Origin of the sequence: Streptomyces sp. CB01201, from assembly GCF_002803085.1 — a bacterium.
GTDB lineage: Bacteria > Actinomycetota > Actinomycetes > Streptomycetales > Streptomycetaceae > Streptomyces > Streptomyces hundungensis.
Map to the genome: position 1 here is coordinate 218,265 of NZ_NNBJ01000010.1, position 17,680 is coordinate 235,944.

Consider the following 17,680-nt stretch of genomic DNA (forward strand, 5'->3'; position numbering starts at 1 on the left):
GATTTCGCCCGAACCGTTGACCCCGGCCCTCCCTCCTCCTACGGTCACCTGCTCAGAGGCACTTGCAATCTTGCAGCAAGAACATTCAGCCGCGCCGGTACGTATGACCGAGGAGCACCCGGTGATCCCCCTGCGAAGAACGGCGGTCGCACTCGCGGCCGCCCTGTGCGCCGCATTCGTCCCCGCGCCGCCCGCCACGGCCGCGGCCGCGCCGCCCGCGCCGCCCAGTGATGCCCGGCTCGCCGCCGAGCCCGCCCGGCACGACGCGACGCGGGAGCAGTTCTACTTCGTGCTCCCGGACCGGTTCGCCAACGGCGACCGGGCCAACGACCGCGGCGGGCTGACCGGTTCGCGGATGGAGACCGGGTACGACCCGACGGACAAGGGCTTCTACCAGGGCGGCGACCTCAAGGGCCTCACGCAGCGGCTCGACTACATCAAGGGGCTCGGCACCACCGCCATCTGGCTCGCCCCCCTCTTCAAGAACAAGCCCGTGCAGGGCACAGGCAAGGACGCGTCGGCCGGGTACCACGGGTACTGGATCACCGACTTCACCCAGGTCGACCCGCACTTCGGCACCAACGCCGACCTCACCCGGCTGATAGCCGGGGCGCACGCCAAGGGCATGAAGGTCTTCTTCGACGTCATCACCAACCACACCGCCGACACCGTCGACTACGCCGAGAAGCGGTACGACTACCGGCCCAAGGGTGCCTACCCCTACCTCGACGCCACCGGGCGCCCCTTCGACGACCGGGCCGGGACGAAGAAGGTCGACGCGAACTCCTTCCCCTACACGCCCGTCGTGCCCGCCGGGAAGGAGCGGAAGGTCCCGGCCTGGCTGAACGACCCCACGATGTACCACAACCGGGGCGATTCGACGTTCGCGGGCGAGAGCGGCGAGTACGGCGACTTCTCCGGGCTCGACGACCTGTGGACCGAGCGGCCCGAGGTCGTCACCGGGATGGAGCGGATCTACGAGAAGTGGGTCCGCGACTTCGCCGTGGACGGCTTCCGCATCGACACCGTCAAGAACGTCGACCTGGCCTTCTGGACCCAGTGGGCGACAGCCCTCGACGCGTACGCGAAGAAGCGGGGGCGGCCGGACTTCTTCCTGTTCGGCGAGACCTACTCCGCCGACCCCGCCGTCACCTCCCCCTACGTCACCCGGGGCCGGCTGGACGCCACCCTCGACTTCCCCTTCCAGGACGCGGCCCGCCAGTACGCCTCGCAGGGTGCCCCGGCCGCCAAGCTGGCCGCCCTGTTCGCCGACGACTACCGCTACACCACCGACAAGGCCAACGCCTACGAGCAGGTCACCTTCCTCGGCAACCACGACATGGGCCGCATCGGGACCTTCCTCAAGCAGGACCATCCGCAGGCCGGCGAGGCCGAACTGCTCCAACGCGACCGCCTGGCCAACGAGTTGATGTTCTTCAGCCGGGGCAACCCGGTGGTCTACTACGGCGACGAGCAGGGCTTCACCGGCGCGGGCGGCGACAAGGACGCCCGCCAGACCATGTTCGCCTCGAAGGTCCCCGACTACCTCGACGACGACGAACTCGGCACCGACCGCACCCACGCGTTCGACGCCTACGACCCCGCTCACCCGCTCTACCGCACCATCGCCGACCTCTCCCGGCTCACCCGGGCGAACCCGGCCCTGCGCGACGGCGTCCAGACCGAGCGGTACGCCAAGGACTCCGTCTACGCCTTCTCGCGCACCGACGCCAGGACGCGCGTCGAGTACGTCGTGGCCGTGAACAACGCCACCGGGCCGAAGGCGGTCACCGTGCCCACCGGCTCCGCGAACGCCGACTTCGCCGTGCTGTACGGAGGTTCGGGTGCGGTACGCAGCGGCTCGGACGCCGCCGTCCAGGTGACCGTGCCCGCCCTGTCCTCCCTGGTCCTGAAGGCGGCGGCCCCGCTGCCCGACCCCGTCGCCGGGCCGACGATCACCCTGAAGGCGCCGGCCGCCGGGGCGACCGGCACGGTCGAGCTGTCGGCCGACGCCGGCGGGGGACAGCTCGACCGGGTCGTCTTCGCCGCGCAGAGCGGCAACGGGCCGTGGCGGACGCTCGGCTCGGCCGACCACGCCCCCTACAAGGTCACCCAGTACCTGGACCTTCCCGCCGGAACTCCCTTACGGTACAAGGCCGTTGTGGTCGACAGCCGCGGCCGGACCGCGAGCGCGTCCGCCGCCACCACGGCGGGGCAGACGCCCGCGCCCGGGAAACCCACGGCCGTCGAGCGGGACCACGCCGTCGTCCACTACCGGCGCCCCGCCGGGGACTACGACGGCTGGCAGCTGACGTCGGGCGACCAGAACGCGGCCTTCACCGGGCGGGACGCCTACGGCGCCTTCGCCTGGGTCAAGGTCCCTCCGGGCGCCGCATCGCTCACGTACACCGTCGCCAAGGGCGGCAGCGCCGACGGGCCCGGGCGGACCGTCGACCTCGGCCGCACCGGCGAGGTGTGGGTGGAGCAGGGCAGGAACGGGCAGTCGGAGCAGGCGCCGCCCGGCGCGTACCCGCCGCAGGACACCGCCAAGGCCGTCCTGCACTACTCCCGGCCCGACGGCGACTACGCCGGCTGGGGCCTGCACACCTGGACCGGGGCCGCCTCGCCCACCGACTGGTCCAAGCCGCTCGCGCCGACCGGCCGCGACGCGTTCGGGGTGACCTTCGAGGTGCCGCTGGCCCCGGGCGCGACCTCGCTGAGCTACATCCTGCACAAGGGCGACCAGAAGGACCTGCCCGACGACCAGTCCCTCGACCTGGCGACCTACGGCCACGAGGCCTGGCTGCTCGCCGGACAGGCCAAGTACCTCCTGCCGCAGGGCATTTCGGGTACCTCGCTCGACCTCGGCAAGTCCGGGGCGCAGTGGATCGACGCCGACACCGTGGTGTGGCAGGTCAAGGCGACCGGCGCGACCAGCGAGCAGCTCGTGTACGCGCCCGGCGGCGGCATCACCGTCCAGGACGGCGCCCTGTCCGCCGAGGGCCAGTGGCTGCGGCTCACGCCCGCCGCGCTGAGCGCCGCCCAGAAGGCCAGATTCCCCCAGCTCAAGGACTACCCGGCGTTCACCGTGGACGCCCGCGACCGCTCCCGGGTGCGCGAGTCCCTGCGCGGGCAGCTGATCGCCACCCAGCGGGCCTCGAACGGGGCGCTGCTCGCCGCGACCGGCGTCCAGACCCAGGGCGTCCTCGACGACCTGTACGGAGCCGACGCCGCCAAGGCCGCACTCGGCCCGGTCTTCGCCCGGGGCCGGCCCACCCTCTCCGTATGGGCACCCACCGCCCGGACGGTCTCCCTCGAACTCGACGGGCGCACGGTCGCGATGCGGCGCGACGACGCCACCGGCGTCTGGTCGGTGACCGGGCCCGCGTCGTGGGCGGGCAAGCCGTACCGGTACGCCGTGACGGTGTGGGCGCCGACCGTCCAGCGGGTGGTCACCAACCTGGTCACCGACCCGTACTCGACCGCCCTCACCACTGACTCCGCGCGCAGCCTGGTGGTCGACCTCGCCGATCCCCTGCTGGCGCCCCAGGGCTGGACCACCCTGAAGAAGCCGGCCGCCGTGCCGCTGCGCGAGGCCCGGATCCAGGAGCTGCACATCCGCGACTTCTCCGTCGCGGACCCCACCTCGCACCACCCCGGCCAGTACCTGGCGTTCACCGACACCGGCTCCGACGGCATGAAGCACCTGGCCCAGCTGGCGAAGTCCGGCACCTCCTATGTGCATCTGCTGCCCGCCTTCGACATCGCCGGCATCCCCGAGCGGAAGTCCGAACAGGCCACCCCCGACTGCGACTTGAAGGCGTACGCGCCGGACTCCGAGGAGCAGCAGGCCTGTATCGCCCGGTCGGCCGCGAAGGACGCGTACAACTGGGGCTACGACCCGCTGCACTACACCGTGCCCGAGGGCTCCTACGCCAGTGACCCGCAGGGGACGCGGCGCACGGTCGAGTTCCGGCAGATGGTGCGGGGGCTGAACGACGCGGGCCTTCGCACGGTCATGGACGTCGTCTACAACCACACGGCGGCGAGCGGTCAGGCCGACAACTCGGTCCTCGACAAGATCGTGCCCGGGTACTACCAGCGGCTCCTCGCGGACGGCAGCGTCGCCAACTCCACCTGCTGCGCCAACACCGCACCCGAGAACGCGATGATGGGCAAGCTCGTCGTGGATTCGGTGGTGACCTGGGCCAAGCAGTACAAGGTCGACGGATTCCGCTTCGACCTCATGGGCCACCACCCCAAGGCCAACATCCTCGCCGTGCGGGCCGCCCTCGACGCGCTGACCCCGGCCAAGGACGGCGTCGACGGCAAGAAGGTCATCCTGTACGGGGAGGGCTGGAACTTCGGCGAGGTCGCCGACGACGCCCGCTTCGTGCAGGCCACCCAGAAGAACATGGCGGGCACCGGTATCGCCACGTTCTCCGACCGGGCCCGTGACGCGGTGCGCGGCGGGAGCCCCTTCGACGCCGACCCCGGGGTGCAGGGCTTCGCCTCCGGCCTCTACACGGACCCCAACTCCTCGCCGGCGAACGGCACTGAGACCGAACAGAAGGCCCGGCTGCTGCACTACCAGGACCTGCTCAAGGTGGGCCTGAGCGGCAGTCTCGCCGGGTACACCTTCACCGACAGCGCCGGCCGCACGGTCAAGGGCTCCGACGTCGACTACAACGGCGCCCCGGCCGGTTACGCGGCGGCCCCCGGAGACGCCCTCGCCTACGCGGACGCCCACGACAACGAGTCGCTCTACGACGCGCTCGCCTACAAGCTGCCCGCCGGCACCTCGGCCGCCGACCGCTCCCGCATGCAGGTCCTGGCGCTCGCCACCGCCGCCCTCTCGCAGGGCCCGGGGCTGTCCCAGGCCGGGAGCGACCTGCTGCGTTCCAAGTCGCTGGACCGCAACTCCTTCGACAGCGGCGATTGGTTCAACGCCCTGCACTGGAACTGCGCGGCCGGCAACGGCTTCGGGCGCGGGCTGCCGCCGGCCGCCGACAACCAGCCCAAGTGGGTTTACGCGAAGCCCCTGTTGGTCAACCCGGCAGTCACCCCCGACTGCGCGCAGATCAACAGAACCTCCGCCGCCTACCAGGATCTGCTCGCGATCCGGAGCCAGGAGGGCGCGTTCAAGCTCGCCACCGCGGAACAGGTCCAGTCGGCGCTCTCGTTCCCGCTGTCGGGGAGCGCGGAGACCCCGGGCGTGATCACCATGCGCCTCGGACCGCTGGTCGTGGTGTTCAACGCGACCCCGACGACGCGGACCCAGCGCGTCGCCGACCTCGCGGGAACCGGGTACGCCCTGCACCCGCGGCAGGCGGCCGGATCCGATCCCGTGGTCGAGACGGCCACATACGATCGAGGTTCGGGGACCTTCACGGTCCCGGCCCGTACCGTTGCGGTCTTCAAGCGACACTGAAGCGATCATTCCAGGTCGCTCGACGAGTGATTTCGGATGTTCCCCGCCCCGGGTTCCGTCACGGACCACGCCGTGGTCCAGACTGTGCCCGTGGTGGGGAATCTTCCTGTGGAGAGCACGAGCTTCATCGGCCGGTCCGTCGAACTGACCGCCCTGGACGAGCTCCTCGAACGGCATCGGCTCGTCACGGTCACCGGGCCCGGAGGCGTCGGAAAGTCCCGGCTCGCGCTGCGCGCCGCCCGGCAGTTCCAGGACCGCTGCCCCGACGGCGTCTGGTGGGTGGAGCTGTCCCCGCTGCGGGACCGGAACCTACTCGCGGCCACCGTCGCCGACGCCTTCGACGTCACCGACCAGAGCCTGCGCACCGCCTGCGAGGCACTCTGCGCCTGGCTCTCCGACAAGCGGCTGCTCCTGGTGCTCGACACGTGTGAACACCTGATCAGCGCCTGCGGCCATCTGATCGGCGAACTGCTCCAGACCTCGCCGGGCCTCACGGTCCTCGCCACGAGCCGGCAGCCCCTGGGGCGACCGCAGGAACACGTCTTCCCCCTGGAGCCGCTGCCCGTCGCCCACGAGGCGCTCACCCTGTTCAAGGAGCGCGCCACCGAGGCCGTGCCCCACCTCGACTTCGACGACCCCGGCCGGGCGGCGGCCGCCGCCGATGTCTGCCGGCGGCTCGACGGCATCCCGCTGGCCCTCGAACTCGCGGGCGCCCGGCTCAAGTTGTGGTCGGTGGAGCAGCTCGCCAGCCGGCTCGGCTCCCGCTTCGAGGTGCTCGCCGACACCCGCGTCGCGGCCCTGCCCCGGCACCAGACGATGCGCACCGCGATCGGCTGGAGCCACGAGCTGTGCGAACCCCTGGAGCGGCTGCTCTGGGCCCGCCTCTCGGTGTTCGCGGGCGACTTCGACCTGGCCGCCGCGCAGGACATCGGCGCGGGCGGCCCGCTGCCCGCCTGTGCGGTGGAACAGGTCCTGGCGGGCCTCGTCGACAAGTCGGTGGTACGCACCCGGCTCGCCCCCTCCGGGCGGCTCGGCCACCGCATGCTGGACACCATCCGCGAGTACGGGCTGCGCTGGCTCGACGAACTCGGGGAGGGCCCCGAGGTGGCCGACCGGCACGCCCAGCGCTTCCGCCGCATCGCCCACGAGGCCGACGCCGCCTGGCTCGGCCCGGGTCAACTCGACTGGTACACAAGGCTGGAGGCCGAGCACGCCGATCTGCGCACCGCCCTCGAACACCTCCTGGCCACCGACCCGCAGGCCGCTCTGGACATGGCGGGCTCGCTCTGGTTCGTCTGGTTCTGCTGCGGCCGGCTGCGCGAGGGCCGCGGCTACCTCCAGCGCGCCCTGGACGGCTGCCCGGGCCCCGGCCCCTACCGGGCCGCGGCCGTGTGGGCGCTCGGCATGTGCGCCTTCCTCCAGGGCGACTTCGTCATCGCGCACCGGCTCGGCGAGGAGTGCGCGCGGGCCGCCACCGACCCCGAGCAGCGGCTGCGCGCGGCCTATCTCTACGGCGGCAGCGTCCTCATGCCGGGCGATCCCCAAGGGGCGCTCGACATCCTCGACCCGGCGCTCGCCCAGGACACCGGCTTCACCCCGGGCCGCGCCCTGTGCGCGCTCGCCCGGATCTACGCCCTGAACAACCGGGGCCGCCACCACGAGGCGTCCGCCGAGGCGGTCCTGCTGCGCGACGCGTGCGCGGCGCTCGGCGAACGCTGGATGCGGGCGTACGCCGACTACATGCTGGCCGTCAGCGCGCTCGCGCTCGGCCGGCCGGCCGAGGCCGCCGCGCACGCGCGGGCCATGCTGAGCGGCAAGCGGCTGCTGCACGACAGCTTCGGCATCGCCATCGGCCTCGACCTGCTGGCCTGCGCGGTCGCCTTCCAGGGGGACGGCGAGGACGGCGCGCTGCTCCTCGGAGTCGGCCAGGAGTGCTGGCGCACGGTCGGCAAGGCCCAGATGGGCGCGCCCGAGCTGACCGCCGTGCGCGAGCGGTGCGAGCGCCGGGCGCGTGCGGCGCTCGGCGACGGCGCGTACGACTCGGCCTTCGGCCGGGGCGTGGCCGCCGGCCTGGACGAGGGGCTCGCGCTGGCCCTCAAGGGTGGTTTCGTGAACGGCAGTTGACGAAACCGGGATGTACCCGTTTCGGACGGTCCGGCGGCGCTACGGTGGGCGACGGGTCAACAGCGGGGGGTCACTTCCCTCTTGACGGGCTTCCCGAGCCGAAGGGCGGTGAGTTGGCGGATGTTCAGGTCCTGGGACACGACCGTCCTGGTGGTCGACGACGTGGATGCCAACCGCTGTGCGATGGGCGCCGTCCTGAGCCGGGCCGGACACCGGGTCGTCCCGCTGGCCAGCGCCTCGGCCGCGCTCATCGAACTCGACGCCCGGCTGCGCGCGGGCGCCCTGCCCGACGCCGCCGTCGTCGACGTGGGCCTGCCCGACATGGACGGCTTCGAGCTGTGCCGCCGCCTCAAGGCCCACCCGGGCATCGCGCCCATGCCCGTCGTGCACTTCTCGGCCGCCGCCATCACCCCGCACGACCGCAGCCGGGGCCTGGACGCGGGCGCCGAGGCCTACCTCACCGTGCCGGTCGAGCCCGAGGAGATCCAGGCCGTCGTCCGGGCCGCGCTGCGCGGCGCCCGGCTGCGCCACGAGTACGCGGCCCGGGCCGGCCGGCTCAGCCGCCTCGCGGAGGCCACCGCCACCCTGTACGAGGCGCGCTGCCCGCAGGAACTCGCGGACTCGGCCGCGGCCGCGGCCATGCTGCTCACCTCCGGTCCCGTCACCGGCTTCGTGTTCGGCGCCGACGCCTTCCTCCACGCGGGCGGCGCGGCCCGCCCCGATCAGGCCGCCGAGACCCCGGCGCTCGCCGTGCTGCTGCGCCGCGCCATGGCCGGCCGCGGCGGGGTGCGCTCCGTCCTGGCCCCGGTCCCGCTGTGGCCGCCGCAGCTCTTCGGCCCGGAAGGGGCCCGCCTCGTGCTCGCCCGCAGCCACGCCGACCAGCCGCCGGTGTGCCTGGCCGTCCCCGCCCGGCTGCCGTACGGGCAGGAGACCGAGGCGCTGCTCTCGCGGCTCGCCCAGTCCCTGGCCGTCGCCGCCGAGTCGCTGCGCACGCACGCGGAGGAGCGGCACATCGCGCTCACCCTGCAACACAGCTTCCTGCCGCAGCGCGCACCCCGGCTCCCCGGCGCCGACATCGCCCTGCGCTATGTCCCGGCCTCCAGCCGCGCCGAGATCGGCGGCGACTTCTACACCGCGCTCAGCACCCCGGCCGGCCTCCTCGTCGGCGTCGGCGATGTGGTCGGGCACTCCCTGGACGCGGCCACCGTCATGGTCGAACTCCGCCACGCCTTACGGGCGTACGCGACCGACCAGCACGAACCGGCGGCCTTGGTCCGCCTCCTGGACCGGATGCTCCAGCTGTACCACCCCGAGGCCACCGCGACGCTCTGCCTGGCCCTGATCGACCCGGCGACCGGCGCGGCCCGCATCGCCAACGCCGGGCATCTGCCGCCGCTGCTCCTCCCGGGCGGCGGCGGGGCCTCGTACATCGAGACCCGGGGGCCGCTGCTCGGCCTCGGCCTGCGCCATCCGCCCTCGACGCGAATCCAACTGGGGCCTTCCGACGGCCTGTTGATGGTGACCGACGGGCTCATCGAGCGCCGTGGCACCGATCTGGAGGTGTCCCTGGAGCACCTCAGGCGCGCGGCGGCCGAGGCCCCCTCCGCCACCGAGGCGCTCTGCGACGCGCTGCTCGAACGGTTCGGCGACGACCCGGAGGACGACGTGGCCCTGCTCGCCCTGCGCCTGGGCGCGGACGACCGGAGCGCCGCCGTGTCGATGTGACCGCGGGACGGCCGGGAGCCCCGGGCCGCCGGGTCGCCCGGGCCTTGCTCAGCCCACGCGCGGCGCGGGCACCAGGGGGAGCAGGGCGGCCAGGCGGTCCACCAGCTCGCCGAACGGACCGTCGGCCGGCTCGTCCGCGAGCATCCGCAGCATGATCGCCGCCATCTCCTCGTCGTGGGCCGCGCTCACCGCGGCGAGCGCGGCGAAGTCGTGCACCAGCTGCAACTCCAGCTCGCCGCGCGGAATCCGCCGCCCGTCCAGCCAGAGCAGGGCCGTCGACTCGGCGAGCGAGACCCACGACCGGACGACCAACTCCAGCCGCGCGGGCGGCTGTTGGACGTCTAGGTGGGAGAGGATCTGGAGGTAGGCGGCGTTGCGCACCTCGTCGATCATGGCGTTGGCGGTGGACGAGCCGGCCGCCGGGCCGCCCCGCATCAGCGCCGAGAAGCCGGGCCCGTGCTCGTCGACGAAGTCGAAGAAGCGGCCCATGACCCGCAGCAGCCGGGCCCCCAACGGGCCCTCGTGCGGCTCCAGGAAACGCCCCGCCAACTCGTCCGCGGCCCGGCGCAGCGCGGCCTCGTACAGGCTCTGCTTGCCGGGGAAGTAGTGGTACACCAGCGGCCGTGAGATCCCCGCGGCCGCCGCTATCTCGTCGATGGACACATCGTCGGGCGAACGGTGGCTGAACAGTTCGAGGGCGACCCCGATCAGCTGCTGCCTGCGCTCGTCGACGCCCATCCGTCGCCGTACCCCGGTCGTCATGCGAACAGACTACCTAGGGGGTGGACGATCACCCCCTAGAGGTCGAGCACCAGCCTCTTTCCGAGACACCTCGATACACAGATCAGCATCGAGCCGTCGCGTTCCGCGTCCGTGAGGAGTTCGTCACGGTGGTCTATCTCCCCTTCCAGGACGCGCTGTTGGCACGTTCCGCAGAAGCCCTGCTCGCAGGAGTAGGAGACGCCGGGCACCTCCGCGCGCAGCACCGAGAGCAGCGAACGGTCCGCCGGAACGGCCAGCGTCCGCCCCGAGCGGCGCAGCTCGACCTCGAACCCGGAGCCCGCCGTGGCCGCGCCGGGCGCGAAGCGCTCCAGGTGCGGGGTGCGGCCGGGGCCGAGCGCGGCGCCGACCGCGTCCATCAGCGGCTCGGGCCCGCAGCAGTACACGGCCGCGTCCGTGGGCGATGCGGCGAGGAACGCCCCGAGGTCCGCCATCCCCGACTCGTCCTCCGCGACGACGGTGACCTTCCCGCCGGGCCCTCCGGCCCCGCCGAGCCGCTCGATCTCGTCGAGGAACGGCATGGTGGCCCGTGAACGCCCGCCGTACAGCAGCCGCCAGGAGGCGCCCGAGGCCTCAACTGCCCGGAGCATGGGCAGAATGGGTGTGATCCCGATGCCGCCCGCGATGAACGCGTACGACGCGCTCGGCACCAGCGGGAAGCGGTTGCGCGGTCCGCGCACCGAAAGCTCCACCGCCTCCCGGAGCTGCTCGTGCACCTCGCGCGAACCGCCCCGGCCGGCCCCGATGAGCCGGGTGGCGACCGTGTACGCGGTGCGGTCGGCCGGGTCGCCGCAGAGCGAGTACTGCCGTACGAGGCCGGAGGGCAGCACCAGATCGAGATGCGCGCCCGGCTCCCACGCGGGCAACTCGGCCCCGTCGGGGGCTTCGAGGCGCAGGCGCACGACGCCTTCGGCCGGCTCGGCGCGCTCGGTGACGGTCAGCCTCCGCAGCACGGTGGAACGCCGGGCGCCGTGCCCCGAGACGGGTTCCTCCAGGGCGGGCAGCGGCCACAGCGGGGAGGCCCCGATGCGCCGGCGCAGCGCCCGCCGGGCGAGCAGCGCGGCGCCGGCGGCCAGGGCGACGGTGGTGGCACGGCGCATCTCAGTGGCCTCCGTTGGCGCCGGGCGAGGAGGCGAGATAGGCCACGGCCTGGGCCGTGCTGCCCTCCTGCGAGGGGTGGTAGGTACGGCTCAGATAGCGCGGGATCGACTTGAGCATGGACGGCGTCGAGGGCAGCATCCCCGTGCGGCCCGCGCGGTAGAACGCGCCGAGGCTCGCCCGGCCGACCTCCGGGGACGGGTCGTTGTCCATGAAGAAGCGGGCCCCGCGCTGCCACAGGAAGGCGAGCGCGGTGAACGCGGTCGCCCAGGTGCGCACCCGCCGGCGGTAGCCGCCGTCGACGTGCATGAACAGCTCGAAGGCCACCGAGCGGTGCTCCACCTCCTCGGCGCCGTGCCAGCGCAGCAGGTCCAGCATGGTCGGGTCGGCCCCGCGCCGGTCCAGGGTCTCGGCGTTGAGGATCCAGTTGCCGAGGAAGGCGGTGTAGTGCTCGATCGCCGCGATGGTGGCGACCCGTTCCATCAGCCACCAGCGGCTCGCCCGGCCCGGCGGCAGCGTACGGTCCCCGAGCAGCTTCTCGAACAGCCAGTCCACCTGCGCGGTGTACGGCGTGGGGTCGAGGCCGAGCTTCTTCAGATGGGGGAGTACGTCGTCGTGCGCGGCGGAGTGCATCGCCTCCTGGCCGATGAAGCCGATGACGTCCTCGCGCAGCCGGTCGTCCGTGATGTACGGCAGGACCTGCTTGTACACGTGCACGAACCAGCGCTCACCGGCCGGCAGCAGCAGATGCAGCACATTGATGGTGTGGCCGGTGAACGGGTCGCCGGGTATCCAGTGCAGCGGGGTGTTCTCCCACGCGAACGAGACGTTCCGGGCCTTGAGCTCGATGCGCTCCTCCGCGATCGGAGCGGGCTGCGGCGTATTAGACATGGCGTCAATGTACTGACGGGTACGCCGCAGCGACAGGGGTCCGCACCGGATTGTTCGGGGACGGCATCCTGGCCGGGGGCCGGGCGTCAGCGCAGGGTGCTGATCGGACTCCCGTCCGCGAGCCGCCCGTTGAGCTCGGCGCGCGCCCCCTCCTTGGCCCGCACGGCCAGCAGGTTGCCCTTCTCGGTGCCGGACATCCCGCCGGACAGGGTCACCGAGGACACCTGCGGGCTGCCCGCCGCGAGCACGAACCAGTTCCCCCCGCGCGACTTCCACAGCACCCCGGCGAGCACCCGCGCCTCACGCGCCCCGCAGGACGCGGAGTTCTCGGCACGGGCCGCGATCGCCCCCGGCGCGAGCCGCTCGGAGGGCGCCTGGAACTGGGCGAACACCCGGCTGCCCGCGCCCCGCCAGGTCTCGGCCCGGGTGCAGATCCAGTCGGCCGTGCCGTTGTTCTCGGGCAGCGCCTGCTGCGCGAACTGCCAGTCGTTGACCGAGCGCACCCCGTGCGAGCGGACGGTCGGCAGCAGACACGCGGTGCGCGCCCAGCCCTCGCGCGCGGCACGGTCCCCGACATCGCGGGGATCCGACGGCGGACCCCAGGTGAGCCGGGCCGGGGCCAGCTCACCGAGGTCGGTGACGAGCCGGACTCCGCTGTCGTCGTGGAATTCGAGCGCGTCCCAGGACGTGCACTGACGGGCCGAGGTGGGCGACACGACCGGGTCGGTCACCCCGTAGGTGTCCCGGTGCAGCGGCCGCGCCGCCGCGGCCGGCGTCAGCAGATCGCGCACGGAGGCCTCGCGCACCCAGGGCGCTGTCAGATAGCGCACGTTGCCGTCGGTGCGGCCCACCACGAGGGCGCCCGCGGACGCGATGTCGGCGGCGTCCACCCGCGCGAAGTCGAGCGCGGCACCGGCCGTGCCCTCGTGCGGCTCGGCATAGCGGGCGACCCGCAGACCGTCGTAGAGCAGCACCACCCTGGCCCGGTCCACATCGCCCGCGAACAGGAGTTGCGGCGCGCCCATCGGCGGACCCGACGGCGTGCCGGGCGTCGCCGAGACCTGCACCGAGGGACCCGGACGTGCCCACACGGCGAGCGCGCGGCGCAGCAGGCCCGAGTCCCCGAGCAGATTGCCCCGGGCCGGCCAGACCGAGAAGTCGCTGCGCGTCGCGGTCGTCCACGCCGTGGGCTCGACCCGCAGCAGATGGCCGGGGTCGAGCGCGGCCTGGGCCGCCGGGTTCTGTGCGTAGGAGGGCGCGGCCGCGCCGTCGGGCCCCCAGCCGCCGCCCGGCAGCCCGATCAGCGCCCCGCACACCACGAGGGCGGCGACGGCGGCGAGCGCGGCCCGGCCGTGCTGGCGCCGCCGCATCAGATCGGTGGGCCGGGCCTGGAGTGAGCAGGGGTCGAACTCGGCGGACTCAAGCAGCTCCGCGCGGGACTCCGGGCCGCCCGCCGCCACGAGCGCCTGGCGCGCCTCGGTGACCCCCGCCGCGGTCAGCTCCGCGCACACCGCGTCGTCGCCGAGCCGCTCAAGACCGCGCAGCACGTAGGCCGCCCGCGCGGGTCCGGACAGCGCGGAAAGGCGCTGGTCCAGGGCGAGTTCATCGGCGCCGCCCGAGCGCGGGAACAGGCGCAGGCCCCAGACCTGGGGCAGCAGCGGCGGAAGCTGGGCGCGCTTGGGCCACGCCCGGCGGCGCAGCGGGAGCCCCGCTTCGAGCGCCTGGCGCACCACCCGGCGCCGCACGTACACATACCCCGGGTCGACGCCGGATCCGGGCCGCCGGGCCCCGGGGATCAGGCCCTCGTCGGCGTTGTCGCCGGGGCCGCCGCGGCCGCGCGGCAGCGAGCGCTGCACGATCGCGTGCGCGGTGAGCACCCGGCGGTTGCGCCCGAGGGAGGGCGGCAGCACGAGGTAGGCGAGCCGCACCAGTCGCGGATAGTGCTCGACCAGCGCGGCTTCGGCCTGCTCGATGCCGACGGTGGGGGCGGGTGGGTTGAGGATGTCCTGCTCTGGGGCCACGTTCAGCAAAACGAGCGAATGTGGAGATGGTCACCCCGCACCCAACCGCCCGGTCCCTCAGGCGAGTTGACGGCGCCGCGCGCCGCTCACGCGATGAGCCGTTCGCGCAGCCGGGCCACCGCGTCGTCCGGCACCCCGAGGCCCTCGCGGGCGTACTTCTCCATCGAGCCGTACGTGGCGTCGACCTCGTCGAGCGCTGCCGCCAGGTACTCGGGCACCACGCCGATGATGGCGAGCGCGATCTCCGGGTCGCCGCCCTGCGCGACGAAGCCCTCGATGAGCGGGGCGAAGGCCTGGCGCACGGCCGGGTTGACCGACAGGTACTCGCGCTCGACGGTCGCCTCGTCGGCGCCGAGCAGCGTGAGGATCACCGTCGCGCCCCAGCCGGTGCGGTCCTTGCCCGCCGTGCAGTGGAAGAGCAGCGGGCCCGCGTCCTCGGCGGCGAGTTCCGTCAGCAGGACGCGGTAGGCGGCGCGGGCCGAACCGGAGGAGACGAGGGAGCGGTAGGTGTCCGCGAACAGGGCCTGCGCCTTGCCGCCGCCGAGGTGCTCCTCCGCCACGATCGGGTCGGCCAGGATGTGCTTGAGCTGGGCGGCGGCGGGCGCCCCGGCCGACGCCATCTTGTCGGCGAGCGCGTCGGCGATCAGGAGCCGGGTCCCGTCCGGCACCCGGTCGGGGTGGTCGGCGCGCTCGGCGTCGGTGCGCAGGTCCAGGACCGTACGCAGCCCGAGTCCGGCCACCGCCGGGTCGGCGGCCGGGTCCATGCGGTCGAGCTGACCGGCCCGGAAGACCAGGCCCGGGCGGACCGTACGGCCGCCGGACAGCGGGGTGGAGCCGAGGTCGCGGAGGTTGGCGACGGTGGTGGCGGGGATCGCGATCATGGGTGGGCGGCTCCTGAGCGGGTGAAATCTACCGGTTCATAACCGAACGGTAGTCCACGGCCGCCGAACGGTGGTCCATGGCTCCCGCCACCCCGAGACCGAGCCCCAGCGCCGCGAAGTGTCCCGCGTCCGTGAAGCCGCGCCCCCGGTTCAGGAGGGGCTTCGCGGCGAGTGCGAGCAGGGCGATGCGGGTGGCTGCGCGCAGCGGGCCGCGCGGCAGGGCCGAGGTCAGGGCGCCCAGGACCGCGTAGAAGCCGTAGCTGGTGCCCACGTCCAGGGCGGCGCGGGTGGCGGGCGAGGGGCGGCCCGCGCGCAGGCCCCCGTACACCAGGAGCGTCGCGCCGGCGTGCCCGAACAGGAACACCCCGGCCGTCCACCAGGCCCCGTGCGCGTACTCCGCGTAGCCGAGGACGGCGAGCAGGAGCAGCGCGTAGGGCAGCTCCATGGGCTCCTCGACGAGCAGTGCGCTGGTGACGAGGGTGGAGCGGCGGCCCGCGGCCAGGTTGTCGACGTTGGTGGAGCACGAGCGCAGCAGGTCCTGGCGGGCCGGTTCACTGAGCAGGCGCCTGCTCGCGTACGCGAGGAGCTGGACGCCGCCGACGTAGGCGGGAGCGAGGGTGGGTACACGCATGCGTCCATGATCCGGCATGGCGCGAGAGGGCCGCTCGGTGGCCCGGCGATTATCGCCAAGTCGCTTTATTTGTACGGGAGTTGGGGGCACGATGGGGTGATGCGAAACGATGCGCGAGTGGTTCTCGGGGTGCTGGTGGCGGCCGCCGTCGTGACCGGGTGCGGCTCCTCGTCCCCGCGTCCGGCCCCCACCGCGAGCGGCACCCTGGAACAGCTGGCCGCGCGGGCCGACTGCACACCGGTCGTCTCGACGGACTCGGCCGAGCTGCGGCAGGCCAACTGCACGACGAAGGACGGCCGTTATGTGCTCGCCACCTTCGCCACCGACCGGGGCCAGCGCGAGTGGATCAACGAGGCGAAGGACTACGGCGGTGTCTACCTGGTCGGCCGCAAGTGGGTGGCGGTCGGCGAGCAGCCCGTGGTCACGGCACTGCACGGCCGGCTCGGTGGCAGTGTCGAGACCGGGACCATGCATTCCGGACACTGACCGGGTCGGCCGCGCAGCGGCAGATGCCTCCTCGCGCGAGGGCGCGGGGGGTCAGGCGCAGGCGCGCCCCGAATTGATGCAGTTCACCGCCTTCCCCATCAGCTGATCGCTGAAGACGTCGATGAAGTCACCGTGATCGGTGACCGGCTTGTGGAGCTGCTCGGGGAACGAGTCCACCGCGAAGGCGCCGGCCTTGGCGGGCACGTCGTAGACGATGCGCTGCACCAATTGGGGAATCGCCTTGAATCCGGCCGGGCAGGCACCCCTTCGGTCGGTGAAGGCGACATGGGCGCGGTGATTGGCGCTGTCGGTGTTCTTCCCGTCCCAGCAGCTCTGGAATTTAAAGGTACGGACCACTTTGCTGCCCTGGGGGCAGAGCGGATAGGCGTCCTTGAGCTGGCGGTTCTCGAATCCGGTGCAGCTCCAAGAGGCGTTGGCATTCGCGTTGCCGTTGGTGAACGCCTTGGCGTCCCCGGTGATGATCCGCAGGAACCGGGGCATGGCGGTCACCTTGCTCACCGGGCTGCCGACGAATTGAATCGTCGCCTGCACCGGGGTCTGGATCTTTCCCAGGTTCTTGTCCCTGCCGCCGCCGTCGGCCTTCGCGTCCACGTCATTGCCCCGGTCGAGGACGCGTACGACGGGCCAGTAGTAAGTGGACTTGTCGCCCTGGTTGCGGCAACTGGTGCCGCCCCCGGCGAGATCGGCGTCGCTGGAGAAGGCGTCCGTCGCCTGGTTGCCGACGTAGTCGTGCATATGGTGGGCGCCATTGCTCACGCCCGGCGCCACGATGACGTTGTCGGGATTGCGCTTGCCGTTCCGGTTGCGGCCGCAGTCGCTGGTGAAGCTGCCGGTGGAGGCGCCGCGCCGGGGGGCGGGGGCGGCGGCGTTCGGCCGTACGGAGCGGATGTCGACGAAGTCGCGGCGGGAGAGCCCGGAGGCGGCGGCCGTGGCCGCGAGGGCCTGGCCGTCACCCTGGCCGCTGCCCTGGCCGGCGTTCTGGCCACCGGCCTGGCCCGACTGGCCGTCGCCCTGGCCGCTGCCCGGGTCGCCGGCCCGGTCGCCGGGGGCCGGTTCGTCGGCGGCCCGCATCGAACAGGCGGCCAGGTTCCGGCCGTTGAGGTCCGGCTGTCCGGTGGCGTCCGCGATCCGCCCGATCGAATCGGTCCGCTTCGCCTTCAGCGGGGCGAGCACCATGCTGTCCGCGAGGGCGGGGTCGCGTTCGATCCGGTCCTTGTTGTCGGCGAACTCGCTGTACGCGTCGGTGATCTGCGTATCGAGATCGGCGAGCTGCCGGTCGACGCGTGATTTCGCCGAATCGGGCACGGTGGAAAGGGAATTGCCTACGTCCGGACAGTCGATCGTCGACAACGTGCGCAGCTGCGCCATGTCCTGCCCGGGCGACCCGTGGCCGCCCGCACCGCCCTCACTGGCGGAGGCGTAGAAATTGACCGCGGCGAGCCCGCCTCCGCCCAGGATGAGCGCGGCCGCGGCCAGCGTCATCCGACGGGGGAGGGTCGGCCGTTTTCGGGGTGAGCGTGCGATGCGTCCCATGGAACTCCTTCGCTTGAAGCGCGCAGTTCCATACGGATGGGAACGGTGGGGCGTTCAA

The 17,680-nt window shown here is 73.0% G+C and carries 11 protein-coding genes; 4 read left to right on the forward strand and 7 right to left on the reverse strand.

Annotated elements, in window-relative coordinates; genetic code table 11:
• Positions 1-103 precede the first annotated feature (103 nt).
• The 3 genes from pulA to CG740_RS21620 all read left to right on the forward strand — a co-directional run bounded on the left by pulA (position 104) and on the right by CG740_RS21620 (position 9,280).
• Entirely contained in the window at positions 104-5,431 is a 5,328-nt protein-coding gene (gene pulA / locus CG740_RS21610) for a pullulanase-type alpha-1,6-glucosidase (RefSeq protein WP_100576845.1), read from the forward strand.
• Positions 5,432-5,539: 108 nt separating this feature from the next.
• The gene (locus CG740_RS21615; protein WP_324901141.1) at positions 5,540-7,555 is read left to right on the forward strand and encodes an ATP-binding protein; all 2,016 of its coding nucleotides are present in this window, start codon (positions 5,540-5,542) and stop codon (positions 7,553-7,555) included.
• A 120-nt stretch (positions 7,556-7,675) separates the two neighbouring features.
• Entirely contained in the window at positions 7,676-9,280 is a 1,605-nt protein-coding gene (locus tag CG740_RS21620; protein WP_100576846.1) for a SpoIIE family protein phosphatase, read from the forward strand.
• 48 nt (positions 9,281-9,328) lie between these two features.
• On the opposite strand, the gene CG740_RS21625 is transcribed toward CG740_RS21620, so the two are convergent.
• From CG740_RS21625 to CG740_RS21650, 6 genes are all read right to left on the reverse strand, one after another.
• Entirely contained in the window at positions 9,329-10,042 is a 714-nt protein-coding gene (locus CG740_RS21625) for a TetR/AcrR family transcriptional regulator (RefSeq protein WP_100576847.1), read from the reverse strand.
• Positions 10,043-10,077: 35 nt separating this feature from the next.
• Positions 10,078-11,160 (reverse strand): PDR/VanB family oxidoreductase, encoded by a 1,083-nt coding sequence (locus tag CG740_RS21630; RefSeq protein WP_100576848.1) that lies wholly within the window; start codon positions 11,158-11,160, stop codon positions 10,078-10,080.
• A 1-nt stretch (position 11,161) separates the two neighbouring features.
• Positions 11,162-12,049 (reverse strand): metal-dependent hydrolase, encoded by an 888-nt coding sequence (locus tag CG740_RS21635; RefSeq protein ID WP_100576849.1) that lies wholly within the window; start codon positions 12,047-12,049, stop codon positions 11,162-11,164.
• Between the two features lie 86 nt (positions 12,050-12,135).
• On the reverse strand, positions 12,136-14,079 hold the full coding sequence (locus CG740_RS21640) for a hypothetical protein (RefSeq protein WP_376212022.1): 1,944 nt from the start codon (positions 14,077-14,079) through the stop codon (positions 12,136-12,138).
• 77 nt (positions 14,080-14,156) lie between these two features.
• Positions 14,157-14,951 carry a tyrosine-protein phosphatase gene (locus tag CG740_RS21645; RefSeq protein ID WP_100576850.1) on the reverse strand — a complete coding sequence of 265 codons (795 nt, stop codon included), beginning with the start codon at positions 14,949-14,951 and terminating at the stop codon, positions 14,157-14,159.
• Positions 14,952-14,979: 28 nt separating this feature from the next.
• A complete protein-coding gene (locus tag CG740_RS21650) occupies positions 14,980-15,582 on the reverse strand; it encodes a rhomboid-like protein (RefSeq protein WP_100576851.1) in 603 nt (200 codons plus the stop codon).
• A 99-nt stretch (positions 15,583-15,681) separates the two neighbouring features.
• On the opposite strand from CG740_RS21650, the gene CG740_RS21655 reads away from it, so the two are divergent.
• Entirely contained in the window at positions 15,682-16,068 is a 387-nt protein-coding gene (locus tag CG740_RS21655) for a hypothetical protein (protein ID WP_234376421.1), read from the forward strand.
• A gap of 51 nt (positions 16,069-16,119) precedes the next feature.
• Here CG740_RS21655 and CG740_RS21660 read toward each other — a convergent pair whose 3' ends face one another.
• Positions 16,120-17,622, reverse strand: coding sequence for a DUF1996 domain-containing protein (locus CG740_RS21660; protein ID WP_100576852.1), 1,503 nt, complete (start codon positions 17,620-17,622; stop codon positions 16,120-16,122).
• Positions 17,623-17,680 lie beyond the last annotated feature (58 nt).